11 protein-coding genes are annotated in these 12,573 nt (G+C 71.3%); 9 read left to right on the forward strand and 2 right to left on the reverse strand.

Features of this window, described 5'->3' with window-relative positions:
- Positions 1-11: 11 nt before the first annotated feature.
- The 8 genes from IF04_RS0121895 to IF04_RS0121930 all read left to right on the forward strand — a co-directional run bounded on the left by IF04_RS0121895 (position 12) and on the right by IF04_RS0121930 (position 6,181).
- Positions 12-1,721 (forward strand): L-aspartate oxidase, encoded by a 1,710-nt coding sequence (locus IF04_RS0121895; RefSeq protein ID WP_030260412.1) that lies wholly within the window; start codon positions 12-14, stop codon positions 1,719-1,721.
- Positions 1,718-2,773 carry a carboxylating nicotinate-nucleotide diphosphorylase gene (gene nadC / locus IF04_RS0121900; RefSeq protein WP_037960082.1) on the forward strand — a complete coding sequence of 352 codons (1,056 nt, stop codon included), beginning with the start codon at positions 1,718-1,720 and terminating at the stop codon, positions 2,771-2,773. The genes IF04_RS0121895 and nadC overlap by 4 nt, the downstream gene beginning before the upstream one ends.
- Entirely contained in the window at positions 2,773-3,570 is a 798-nt protein-coding gene (locus tag IF04_RS0121905; protein ID WP_030260419.1) for a type III pantothenate kinase, read from the forward strand. Before nadC ends, IF04_RS0121905 begins: the two co-directional genes overlap by 1 nt.
- 125 nt (positions 3,571-3,695) lie before the next feature.
- Positions 3,696-4,358, forward strand: coding sequence for a hypothetical protein (locus IF04_RS0121910; protein ID WP_245654455.1), 663 nt, complete (start codon positions 3,696-3,698; stop codon positions 4,356-4,358).
- Between the two features lie 47 nt (positions 4,359-4,405).
- A complete protein-coding gene (locus IF04_RS0121915; RefSeq protein ID WP_030260426.1) occupies positions 4,406-4,585 on the forward strand; it encodes a hypothetical protein in 180 nt (59 codons plus the stop codon).
- A gap of 165 nt (positions 4,586-4,750) precedes the next feature.
- Positions 4,751-5,164 (forward strand): BlaI/MecI/CopY family transcriptional regulator, encoded by a 414-nt coding sequence (locus IF04_RS0121920; protein WP_078600582.1) that lies wholly within the window; start codon positions 4,751-4,753, stop codon positions 5,162-5,164.
- A 9-nt stretch (positions 5,165-5,173) separates the two neighbouring features.
- Positions 5,174-5,692, forward strand: coding sequence for an amino-acid N-acetyltransferase (locus IF04_RS0121925; RefSeq protein ID WP_051831430.1), 519 nt, complete (start codon positions 5,174-5,176; stop codon positions 5,690-5,692).
- 156 nt (positions 5,693-5,848) lie between these two features.
- Positions 5,849-6,181 (forward strand): histone-like nucleoid-structuring protein Lsr2, encoded by a 333-nt coding sequence (locus IF04_RS0121930; RefSeq protein ID WP_030260437.1) that lies wholly within the window; start codon positions 5,849-5,851, stop codon positions 6,179-6,181.
- Here the strand turns inward: IF04_RS0121930 and IF04_RS37665 are convergent.
- Entirely contained in the window at positions 6,112-6,882 is a 771-nt protein-coding gene (locus IF04_RS37665) for an SCO3374 family protein (protein ID WP_078600584.1), read from the reverse strand. The genes IF04_RS0121930 and IF04_RS37665 overlap by 70 nt on opposite strands.
- A 488-nt stretch (positions 6,883-7,370) precedes the next feature.
- Between IF04_RS37665 and IF04_RS0121935 the strand changes: the two genes are divergently transcribed.
- Entirely contained in the window at positions 7,371-9,890 is a 2,520-nt protein-coding gene (locus IF04_RS0121935; protein ID WP_030260440.1) for an ATP-dependent Clp protease ATP-binding subunit, read from the forward strand.
- 65 nt (positions 9,891-9,955) lie between these two features.
- Here the strand turns inward: IF04_RS0121935 and IF04_RS0121940 are convergent, their stop codons facing one another.
- Positions 9,956-12,559 carry an NACHT domain-containing protein gene (locus tag IF04_RS0121940; protein ID WP_030260441.1) on the reverse strand — a complete coding sequence of 868 codons (2,604 nt, stop codon included), beginning with the start codon at positions 12,557-12,559 and terminating at the stop codon, positions 9,956-9,958.
- Positions 12,560-12,573 lie beyond the last annotated feature (14 nt).

Here is a 12,573-nt window from a genome sequence, read left to right on the forward strand (position 1 = left end):
GGAGTACCCCGATGACGGGGGCGACCGGGCCCGGCATACGACTCGACGCCCCCGCGCCCGGCTGGGCCATCGACGCGGACGTCGTCGTGGTCGGCTCCGGCGTCGCAGGGCTGACCGCCGCGCTGCGCTGCGCGGCGGCCGGCCACCGTACGGTCGTGGTCACCAAGGCCCGGCTGGACGACGGCTCCACGCGCTGGGCGCAGGGCGGCATAGCCGCGGCCCTCGGTGAGGGCGACACCCCGGAGCAGCACCGCGACGACACCCTCGTGGCGGGCGCCGGGCTGTGCGACGAGGCGGCGGTCCGCACGCTGGTCACCGAGGGCCCGGACGCGGTACGACGGCTGATCGCCACAGGGGCGCGCTTCGACCCGGACGAGGACGGCGCGGGCATCGCGCTGACCCGCGAGGGCGGCCACCACCGGCGCCGGATCGCGCACGCGGGCGGCGACGCCACCGGCGCGGAGATCTCCCGCGCGCTGGTCGAGGCGGTGCGCGCCCAGGGACTGCGCACCATCGAGAACGCGCTCGTCCTGGACCTCCTCACGGACTCCGAAGGCCGTACGGCGGGCGTCACCCTGCACGTGATGGGCGAGGGCCAGCACGACGGCGTGGGGGCCGTGCACGCGCCCGCCGTGGTGCTCGCCACCGGCGGCATGGGCCAGGTCTTCTCGGCGACGACCAATCCGTCCGTCTCCACGGGGGACGGGGTCGCGCTGGCTCTCAGGGCCGGCGCCGAGATCTCCGACCTCGAATTCGTACAGTTCCACCCGACCGTGCTCTACCTGGGCCCGGACGCCGAGGGGCAGCAGCCGCTGATCTCCGAGGCGGTGCGCGGCGAGGGCGCGCACCTCGTGGACGGCGACGGCGTGCGCTTCATGGTGGGCCGGCACGAGCTGGCCGAACTGGCGCCGCGCGACATCGTGGCGAAGGGCATCATGCGCCGCGCCCAGGAGCAGGGCACCGAGCACATGTACCTGGACGCGCGGCACTTCGGCGCGGCCATGTGGGAGCAGCGCTTCCCGACCATCCTGGCGGCCTGCCGCAGCCACGGCATCGACCCGGTCACCGAGCCGATCCCGGTCGCGCCCGCCGCGCACTACGCCTCCGGAGGGGTACGGACCGATCTGCACGGCCGGACGACCGTGCCGGGCCTGTACGCGTGCGGCGAGGTCGCCTGCACCGGCGTGCACGGCGCGAACCGGCTCGCCTCCAACTCCCTCCTGGAGGGCCTGGTCTTCGCGGAGCGCATCGCGGCCGACATCGGGCCGCGGCCGCTGCCGCACCCCGGGGAGCCGCGGCTGCCCGAGGGCCCGCCCGTACCGCTGCTCGCGCCCGAGACGCGCTTCGAGATCCAGCGGATCATGACGGCGGGCGTCGGCGTGCTGCGGTCGGCGGACAGCATCGCGGGGGCCTACAAGGAGCTCGTGCGGCTGACCTCCAGGGCCTCCGCGGAATCCGAGGAGGGCAAGGCCGCCGAGCCCGGCGTGGAAGCATGGGAGGCCACCAACCTCCTGCTGGTCGCGCGTGCCCTGGTCGCCGGCGCCCGGGCGCGCGAGGAGACCCGCGGCTGCCACTGGCGGGAGGACCACCCCGACCGGAACGACGAGGTCTGGCAGCGCCACTCCGTGGTCACCTTCCGCCCGCCCCACACGGTGGAATTCCGTGTCACGGACTCCGCCGACTTCCCCGCCACCCACCCCGAAACGGAGCCGAACCCGTGAGCACGCCCGACGACCTCCCCCTCCTGCAGATCGGCCGGCCCGGCCAGACCCCCTCGGACGCGTCCGGCGGGGGCTGCGGCGACGCCTGCGGCTGCGGTGCCGGGGACGACGCGTACGAGCTGGACCCGCTGGAGTGCGGCCTGGACCCGGACCTGGCGGCCCTGCTGGTGAACGAGGGGCTGGACCCGGTACAGGTCGAGGACATCGCGCACCTGGCCATCGAGGAGGACCTCGACCAGGGCGTGGACGTCACCACCGTCGCGACCATCCCCGAGGACGCCATCGCCACCGCCGACTTCACCGCGCGGGACGCCGGTACGGTCGCGGGGCTGCGGGTCGCCGAGGCGGTGCTCTCCGTCGTGTGCACGGACGAGTTCGCGGTCGAGCGGCACGTCGAGGAGGGCGACCGGGTCGAGGCGGGGCAGAAGCTGATCTCGGTCACGGCCCGCACGCGCGACCTGCTCACCGGGGAGCGCAGCGCGCTGAACCTGCTGTGCCGGCTCTCCGGCATCGCCACCGCGACGCGTGCCTGGGCGGACGCCCTGGAGGGCACGAAGGCGAGGGTGCGCGACACCCGTAAGACGACGCCGGGCCTGCGCTCCCTGGAGAAGTTCGCGGTGCGCTGCGGCGGCGGCGTGAACCACCGCATGTCGCTCTCGGACGCGGCGCTCATCAAGGACAACCACGTCGTGGCCGCGGGCGGCGTCGCCGAGGCGTTCAAGGCCGTACGGACCGAGTTCCCCGGTGTGCCGATCGAGGTCGAGGTGGACCGCCTCGACCAGATCCCGCCGATCCTCGCCGAGGGCGCCGACCTGATCCTGCTGGACAACTTCACGCCGGAGCAGACCCGCGAGGCCGTGGAGCTGGTCGCGGGCCGCGCGATGCTGGAGTCCTCCGGCCGGCTGACGCTCGGCAACGCCCGTACGTACGCGGAGACCGGCGTGGACTACCTCGCGGTCGGCAGCCTCACGCACTCCTCGCCGATCCTGGACATCGGCCTGGACCTCCGCGAGGGCGACGCGCACGAGGGAGCCGGGGAGGCCGGGGCCTGATGCTGCTGACCATCGACGTCGGTAACACCCACACCGTCCTCGGCCTGTTCGACGGCGAGGAGATCGTCGAGCACTGGCGGATCTCCACCGACGCCCGCCGGACCGCCGACGAACTGGCCGTACTGCTCAACGGCCTGATGGGGATGCACCCGCTGCTCGGCGAGGAGCTGGGCGACGGCATCGAGGGCATCTCGATCTGTTCGACCGTCCCCTCGGTCCTGCACGAGCTGCGCGAGGTCACCCGCCGCTACTACGGCGACGTGCCGGCCGTACTGGTCGAGCCCGGCGTGAAGACCGGCGTGCCGATCCTCATGGACAACCCCAAGGAGGTCGGCGCCGACCGCATCATCAACTCCCTCGCGGCCGTGGAGCTCTACGGGGGCCCGGCGGTCGTCGTGGACTTCGGCACGGCCACCACGTTCGACGCGGTGAGCGCGCGCGGTGAGTACGTCGGCGGCGTGATCGCGCCGGGCATCGAGATCTCGGTGGACGCGCTGGGCGTCAAGGGCGCGCAGCTGCGCAAGATCGAGCTGGCCCGCCCGCGCAGCGTCATCGGCAAGAACACCGTCGAGGCGATGCAGTCCGGCATCCTGTACGGCTTCGCCGGCCAGGTCGACGGCGTCGTCCAGCGGATGGCGCGGGAGCTGGCCGAGGACCCGGAGGACGTGACCGTCATCGCCACGGGCGGACTGGCCCCGATGGTGCTCGGCGAGTCCTCCACGATCGACATGCACGAGCCCTGGCTCACCCTCATCGGGCTGCGCCTGGTGTACGAGCGCAACGTCGGGCGGCAGTGAAGCGGAACTGAATACGGGGCGCCCCGCGGCGCCCCGTAAGGCGCGTCCGCGCAGCGCCCCGTGCGCCGCACCCGGGAATTCCAAATACCGGGGTTTTTGTCCGTTTAGTAATTAAAGTCGGGCCCATGCCCACGCCATACGGATACCGCGGCGGCATGGCGTTCAGCGCGGACGAACTGCGCGTGCTCCGCCGCGCCCTCGCCACCGCCCTCCAGCCCGCTTCCGTCCCCGCCCCCGCGCCCGCCGGCGCCGTACCCGCGACCCGCGATCCGCGGCGCGCGGAAGAGGTCCAGGAATGCCTCCGGCTCTCCGAGGCGCTGGACGAGGCGGCCCGCGAGGGCGGCCGGCTGCGCGACTTTCTCTTCGCCGACCTCGCCCGGTACCGCGACGCCCTCCCGGGCTCCGTACACGGCTACCTGGGGCGCCTCCAGGAGGCCCTGGCGGCCGGGTACGCCCCGGGCCCGGACGACCTCGGCGCGCTCCGGGTGCTGCGCTCGGTGGACGCAGGTCCGGCCGAGCGGGCCCGCCGCACGGCCCTGCTGCGCCGCTGCGAGCAGGCCGCCGAGCGCTCCGTGCGCGGCCGGCTGCGCGCCCTGCCCGGCGGCCGGCTGGCCGACGAGCCGGAGCGCCCGCCGGCCCCGCAGCCCGGCCAGCCCTCGCCGAAGCCCCCGCAGCCCGGTCCGGCGGGCCCGCAGCCGGGCCGCCGCGGCCGCCCCGTACCCACCCCCGGCGAGGTCTTCCCGCCGCGCCGCAAGCCCTCCCCGCCCCCCGCGGCCCGGACGGCCTGAGCGCGGCGCGTACTCTGGAAGCCTCGTCGCACAAGGAGGCCCTCGGCATGGATTACGTATCGGCGCTGCTGCCCCCCGTAGTGATGGCCATCGCCTTCACTGCGGTCATCGTGACGATGATCAAGAGCCAGGGCGGCGCGAACAAGGCCAAGGAAGACGCGGCCGTGGACGCCGTGCTCCAGAGTGCCGAGTCCGCCCGCCAGGAGCCGAAGGCGCACGGCGCCTGAACCTGCGCCCGGAACGGCGTGATCCGTTCCGGTCTTCGAGCTTCGCGAATGTGGCGTACGGCCCGGGATTGCACATCCCGGGCCGTACGCCTTTTTCTGCGATGAATCGGTCGCTCGCCGACGCGAACACGCGGCATTCTGGACATCTCCCACTATTGTTCTCGTGTGCCGAGACGTTTGGGTGAACTGGAAGATGCCGTCATGACGCGGGTCTGGCAGTGGAACCGGCCGGTAACCGTTCGGGAAGTACTCGAAGATCTGCAGAAGGAACGGTCCATCGCGTACACCACGGTGATGACCGTATTGGACAACCTTCACCAGAAGGGCTGGGTACGGCGAGAAGCGGAAGGCCGGGCCTATAGATATGAGGCGGTGTCCACTCGCGCCGCCTACTCGGCCGCACTGATGAACGAAGCGTGGTCCGTGAGCGACAACCCCGCGGCCGCCCTCGTCGCCTTCTTCGGGATGATGTCGCAGGAACAGCGGCAGGCCCTCAGTGATGCCATGCGCGTCGTCCAAGCGGGGACACCGGAGGAAGTCGCGGAACCCGGCTCCGGAGCGGAGGAGTCGGAACGATAGCGTCCTTGCATGCCACCGCTATCGAATGGCGTCACCGTCCGCCGGGCCCGGACCAGTGATGTGCCCGCCGTACGCCGCCTCATCGACTCCTACTCGCGTGACGGGATCCTGCTGGACAAAGCCACCGTCACGCTTTACGAGGACATCCAGGAGTTCTGGGTGGCCGAGCGCGACGAGGACGCCGAGGTGGTGGGCTGCGGCGCGCTGCACGTCATGTGGGAAGACCTCGCCGAGGTGCGCACCCTGGCCGTCGCCCCGCAGCTCAAGGGCGCGGGCGTGGGGCATCAGGTCCTGGACAAGCTGCTCCGTACAGCAAGGTGGCTGGGAGTACGCCGTATTTTCTGTCTGACCTTCGAAGTCGACTTCTTCGTCAAGCACGGCTTCGTGGAGATCGGCGAGACTCCGGTCGACGGCGATGTCTACAGCGAGCTGCTGCGTTCCTATGACGAGGGCGTCGCCGAGTTCCTCGGTCTCGAACGAGTGAAGCCCAACACCCTAGGCAACAGTCGCATGCTTCTGCACCTGTGATCAGCGTTCTATGTCCGAATCGCGCCCCTATCTCATAGCTGTCGAAGCCGGTGTTCCCCGCACCCGTCGCATCTGAACCCGACCCGGGGGTTTGTGTTTTTCCCGGAAAAGCGGTTTGCTTTCCGTCGTAATCCACATTCGATGAAAGGGAAACCGGTGGCACAGAAGGTTCAGGTTCTTCTTGTCGACGACCTCGACGGTGGCGAGGCGGACGAGACCGTGACGTTCGCGCTCGACGGTAAGTCCTATGAGATCGACCTCAGCAACGGCAACGCGGAGAAGCTGCGCGACGCCCTTGAGACGTTCGTGAAGGCCGGCCGCCGTACCGGTCGTGCCGCGAGCGGCCGTGGCAAGGCGCGTGCCGCCTCGTCCGGCAACAAGGACACCGCTGAGATCCGTAAGTGGGCCAAGGAGAACGGTTACGAGGTCAATGACCGCGGCCGCGTCCCCGCGACCGTCCGTGAGGCGTACGAGAAGGCCAACGGCTGATCACCGCGGAAGCGATCCGTTCGACCTTTTCTTACGCGCAGCAACCGGGCCCGGTGGCATTCCGTGGCCGCCACGCTCACGAGCCGTACGAGGTCGGGGGCGCGCCCCATACGTGACGTACGGGGAACCCCACCACCGCCCCCGAGACCTGCCCCGCTCCCCGTGGAGGGCAGCGTCGCCTCGACATCGCAGCCCGGCTCCGGAGGCCGTACCCATGCGGCCCCCCACGGACCGACTCCCGCAGGCAGCCCAGGCCCCGCTGCCGGGACCGGCGCCGTCGCCTCTCGCGCGGCCGCCGTCCGGGGCGCCACAGGCGGTGGCGCGGGCATCAGGTCACCGGAGCCGAGAGCGGTCAGCTCCAGGCCCACCGAGCCCCACTCCAGCCACTCCAGCACCCCTGGCAGCTCGTCCGCCGCGCCTGTGGCCACCAGAAGGCGCAGGACCGGCTCTCCGGGCTCCTGGGAGGCGTACGGGCGGCCCTGGCTCCAGCCGAGCGCGACCGGGCCCGTGCGCCCGGCACGGCGCAGCGTGGCGAATCCGGCGTCCGCGGGCATCTCCAGGACGTCGAAGCGGATTCCCGTGCGCAGCCGGAGCGGCTCACCGCCGGCCGTCGGCCAGCCCAGCGCCTGCTCGTACCACTGCCGCGCGGCAGGGCCTGCGGCGAGCAGTGGATCGCGGGGGCGCGGGAGCGCGAGGGCCATGCCCGGTGCAACTCCCGAAATGCTCAGAAGTTACGCTGGGTTGAGGCGTGGATACGTACCGTGCTCGTCCGGTGGGTATAGGACGGGCGTGCGGGCGCGTAAAACGGCGCAAGGGTGTTCGCCCGTAGCGGAGGAAGGCGGGCCGCGCGGATGGACTGTCAGAGGCAGCGGGTAAGACTTTTCTCGAGGGGAGGGACGATGAATCGGCGCTCTGAGCGGGATGTACGCAACGGCCGCGCGAGAGGCGCGGGCGTGTCGGGCAAGGCCGCGTTCGCCATGGGCGTACTGGCATGGGGCGTATATGCCTGGCCTGCGGGAACATCGTCTCGCACCATCGGGTTGGAGCAGATGTCGGCTGTTCGGGGCAGGAGGCCAAGGACGGGTGTCGGCAGTTGGAATGAGCTGTCCCGCCCCGCGGGACTAGCATGCGGAAGGACAGGGAGGGGACCGACCCCTAACTGCCTGACCGCTCTGAGGAGCGATTAACGATGTTCGAGAGGTTCACCGACCGCGCGCGGCGGGTTGTCGTCCTGGCTCAGGAAGAAGCCCGGATGCTCAACCACAACTACATCGGCACCGAGCACATTCTCCTGGGCCTGATCCATGAGGGTGAGGGTGTCGCCGCTAAGGCCCTGGAGAGCCTCGGGATTTCGCTCGAGGCGGTCCGCCAGCAGGTGGAGGAGATCATTGGCCAGGGCCAGCAGGCCCCGTCCGGTCACATTCCCTTCACCCCCCGTGCCAAGAAGGTCCTGGAGCTGTCGCTCCGCGAGGCCCTCCAGCTCGGCCACAACTACATCGGTACCGAGCACATCCTGCTCGGCCTGATCCGCGAGGGCGAGGGCGTCGCCGCCCAGGTCCTCGTGAAGCTGGGCGCCGATCTGAACCGGGTGCGGCAGCAGGTCATCCAGCTGCTCTCCGGCTACCAGGGCAAGGAGACGGCCGCCGCGGGCGGTCCCGCCGAGGGCACGCCCTCGACCTCCCTCGTCCTGGACCAGTTCGGCCGCAATCTCACGCAGGCCGCTCGTGAAACCAAGCTCGACCCGGTCATCGGGCGCGAGAAGGAGATCGAGCGGGTCATGCAGGTGCTGTCCCGGCGTACGAAGAACAACCCGGTCCTCATCGGCGAGCCCGGCGTCGGCAAGACGGCGGTCGTCGAGGGCCTGGCGCAGGCCATCGTCAAGGGCGAGGTGCCCGAGACCCTCAAGGACAAGCACCTCTACACCCTGGACCTCGGCGCCCTGGTCGCCGGCTCCCGGTACCGCGGTGACTTCGAGGAGCGCCTGAAGAAGGTGCTCAAGGAGATCCGCACCCGCGGCGACATCATCCTGTTCATCGACGAGCTCCACACCCTGGTGGGTGCGGGTGCCGCCGAGGGCGCGATCGACGCCGCCAGCATCCTGAAGCCGATGCTGGCCCGCGGTGAGCTGCAGACCATCGGTGCGACCACGCTCGACGAGTACCGCAAGCACCTGGAGAAGGACGCGGCCCTCGAGCGCCGTTTCCAGCCGATCCAGGTCGCGGAGCCGTCGCTGCCGCACACGATCGAGATCCTCAAGGGCCTGCGCGACCGCTACGAGGCGCACCACCGCGTCTCGATCACGGACGAGGCGCTGGTCCAGGCCGCTCAGCTGGCCGACCGGTACATCTCCGACCGCTTCCTGCCGGACAAGGCGATCGACCTGATCGACGAGGCCGGTTCCCGGATGCGCATCCGCCGGATGACCGCGCCGCCGGACCTCCGCGAGTTCGACGAGAAGATCGCCGACGTGCGCCGGGAGAAGGAGTCCGCGATCGACTCGCAGGACTTCGAGATGGCCGCGGGCCTGCGCGACAAGGAGAAGCAGCTCCTGGCCGCGAAGGCGAAGCGGGAGAAGGAGTGGAAGGCCGGCGACATGGACGTCGTCGCCGAGGTCGACGGCGACCTGATCGCCGAGGTCCTGGCCACGGCCACGGGCATCCCGGTCTTCAAGCTCACCGAGGAGGAGTCTTCCCGTCTCCTCCGCATGGAGGACGAGCTGCACAAGCGCGTCATCGGCCAGAAGGACGCCATCAAGGCGCTCTCGCAGGCCATCCGGCGTACGCGTGCCGGCCTGAAGGACCCGAAGCGCCCCGGCGGTTCGTTCATCTTCGCGGGCCCGTCCGGTGTCGGTAAGACCGAGCTGTCCAAGACGCTCGCCGAGTTCCTCTTCGGCGACGAGGACGCGCTGATCTCCCTCGACATGTCGGAGTTCAGCGAGAAGCACACGGTCTCCCGGCTCTTCGGTTCGCCTCCCGGCTACGTCGGCTACGAAGAGGGCGGCCAGCTGACCGAGAAGGTCCGCCGCAAGCCGTTCTCCGTGGTCCTCTTCGACGAGGTCGAGAAGGCCCACCCGGACATCTTCAACTCCCTGCTGCAGATCCTGGAGGACGGTCGCCTGACCGACTCCCAGGGCCGGGTCGTGGACTTCAAGAACACCGTCATCATCATGACGACGAACCTCGGCACCCGGGACATCTCCAAGGGCTTCAACCTGGGCTTCGCCGCCCAGGGTGACGTCAAGTCCGGCTACGAGCGGATGAAGAACAAGGTCAACGAAGAGCTCAAGCAGCACTTCCGGCCGGAGTTCCTGAACCGTGTCGATGACACGGTGGTCTTCCACCAGCTCACCGAGGAAGACATCATCCAGATCGTCGACCTGATGATCGCCAAGGTGGACGAGCGCCTCAAGGACCGGGACATGGGCATCGAGCTCAGCTCCGAGGCCAAGTCGCTGCTCGCCAAGCGCGGTTACGACCCGGTGCTGGGCGCCCGCCCGCTGCGCCGGACGATCCAGCGCGAGATCGAGGACGCTCTCTCGGAGAAGATCCTCTTCAGCGAGCTGCGTCCGGGCCACATCGTGGTCGTCGACGTCGAGGGCGAGGGGGAGAACGCCAAGTTCACCTTCCGCGGCGAGGAGAAGTCGGCCCTGCCCGACGCCCCGCCGATCGAGTCCGCCGGCTCGGGCCCGAACCTGAGCAAGGACGCGTAAGCGTCACCGCCGCTGCCCCGGAACCACCGAGTGGTTCCGGGGCAGCGGTGTTTTTACGCGTATGCCTACAGCTCCACGACCTCGATGCCCTCCGGTACGCCGGCCGGGCGCGGCAGCCGGCTGCCCACCAGGAGCGTCTCCAGGCGCGGGAAGGCGGCCAGCCAGTCCATCGGGACGCCCAGGTCGTAGGAGAGCCATAGCCGGGTCAGCGGCTCGGCGACGATGCCCTCGATGAGCTGGTCGGGGGTGAACCGCCCGGCGATCTGGAGGTGTGGCCGGCCGCCGAGCCGGCGCAGCGCGTGCAGCTCCTCCAGGTCGGACACCGGGAAGTACAGCTCGGCGTCGTCGAGGTGGGCGATGATCTCCCGCGCGTACCGCTCGGTGTCGTACCGTCGCCAGGCGCTCGCCAGCTGCGCACGCACGTCCAGGTGCGGCCGCTCCCGCAGCCCGGTGAGGTAGTCGATGGCCATGTCGTCGCCGATGGAGGTGGCGGTGAGGGCGAGGAGGTACGCCTCGGAGTTGGTGGCCTTGGCCGGGTCCGGCAGCATCTCCAGGACGATCGGCCCGATCCAGCCCAGCGCGCGGGCCCCGGCCGGGGTGGTCGGCCGCATCATGTCGCGCGTGAAGCGCTGCACCCGCCCGCGGACCTCCGGGTCCAGCTCCGTGGCGTGCTCCAGGCACGCGGCGGCCAGCAGCTTGCGGTGCCGGGCCTCCGCGGCGCGTACCCCCGCGTGCGGCGCCAGCAGCCCGTTCAGCAGCGTCGCGCACTCGTCGGGCCGGGCGAGGGCGACGGCCATCCGGATGACGTCCTCCCACTCCGTATGGTGCGCGTGGTCCAGCAGGAGGGTGAAGTCGTGCTGCTGCACGGTGGCCCGCGCGGCCAGATAGTCCTGGAACGTGCGGTGCACGAAGTCCACGGTGCCGGGCGTCGTTTCGCGCAGCAGGCCCGTGCGGTTCAGCAGGTGCCGGTAGACGTCGTCGGCGTCGCCCTGGCGGGCCGCGTCGGGGATGGCGGGCAGGTGCCGGCCCAGGGTGTCCACGGCGACGTCGCGGTCCATTTCGGACCGGCCGTTGACCAGCATCCAGCGCGCCAGCTTCTGCAGGAGCTGTATTTTCGGCTGCCGCGGCAGGTCGATGGCGTCGGTCGGCACCATCGCCCGCTCCCGGTCGCGCCGCTCCAGCAGCATCGACAGGCCCGCGTCGTACAGCTCCTTGCGCCCGCTGGGCAGGTAGCCGCGCCGGTCCCGGTGGAGCGCGCACAGCAGCCCGCACATCAGCGGGTTGGTGGCCAGCCGCCCCAGGTCGCGGGTGATGCGTACGGCGTTCAGCAGCGTGCGTTCGTAATGGCCGAGCCGGTCCAGGTCGGCGGGCGACTGCTGGGCCGCGGCGCGGTGCCAGCGCTGGATGAACGCCGCGACGTCCTCGCGGCTCATCGGCGCCAGCCGCAGCTCGGTGAACCCGTCGGCGGCCAGCCAGTCCTCCGGTACGGCGGACGGCCGGGAGGTCACCACCCAGACGTTGCCCGGGTACTGCTGCGCCCAGCCGCGCAGCCGCAGCCGGAGCCGCTCGCGCTCGTCCTCCGGGGCCTCGTCCACGCCGTCGACGAGCAGCAGCCCGCGGCCGGCCCGCAGTACCCGCTCCGCCCAGCCGGCCGGCTGGGCGTCCGCGCCCGGGTAGCCCATGGCCGCCAGGAAGCCGGCCGGCGACGGGATGCCGGAGCGGGACGCGAAGCGGCGTACGGGCAGCAGGAACGGCACCCGGCCGCGCAGCTCCCCGGCCAGTGCCGCGGGCAGCTCGCCGCGCGCCGTGGCGACCGCCAGCCACTGCAGCAGCGTCGTCTTGCCGGACCCCGCGACGCCCCGTACGAGCACCCTGTCCAGCCCGGCCAGCGCCTGCTCGGCGGGCACGGGTGGGGCCTGCGGGCCCGGGTCGCGCTGTTCGTCCGGTGTCGCGGGCAGCCGCGGCTGGCCGCGCTCGCACTGCAGCCCCAGGTAGGCCGCGTCCAGTGGCCAGCTGTCCGGCGAGTGCGCGAGGTCGATGCCGAAGATCGTGAGGTGGTTGTGGAGCACGATGGTGTCCCGCGCGAACCGCTCCTCGAAGGCGGCGTCGTCGGCGGGCGCGGCGGGGGCTGACGTCCCGTCACTCCGCGGCCCGGGAGCGGCCTGCTCCGCCAGTTGCCGGGTCTCGTCCTCCAGCGTGCGCGCGACGAAGTCGGACCGCTGCGTGAGGAAGTACAGGAGGTGTACGGCCACGACGTCGAGCACCGCCGTGAGCAGCGCGCGGCCGTCGGCGGACAGCCCGCGCTCCGCTTCCGGTGCGGCGGCGCGCAGCCGGTGCGCGAAGTCGGTGGGCGGCAGTTGTACGGCCTGCCAGTCGTCCAGCCCGCTCGCGCCGAGTACGCCGAGCGTGCGCGCCAGCGCGCCGGCCACCGGACGCGCCGCCGCCTCATCGGGAGCGGCGATCGCCACGATCCGTCCGGCGAGCGCTTCGAGGTCCTCCCCGCTGAGCGCCGGCTTCTCCCCGCGAAACGCGACGAGCCGCGCGAGGGGCACCGGCCGATCGTCCGGCACGCCCGCCTCCGCCGCCGCCTCTTCGCTCACGAACAGCGCTCTGACGAGCGGCGCGAGGGCTTCGGGAGTGAGACGGGCGGCGACGGTCGTGGGATCCATGCGGCGGTGTCCCC

The organism is Streptomyces violens (genome assembly GCF_000717745.1).
GTDB classification, from domain to species: Bacteria; Actinomycetota; Actinomycetes; order Streptomycetales; family Streptomycetaceae; genus Streptomyces; species Streptomyces violens.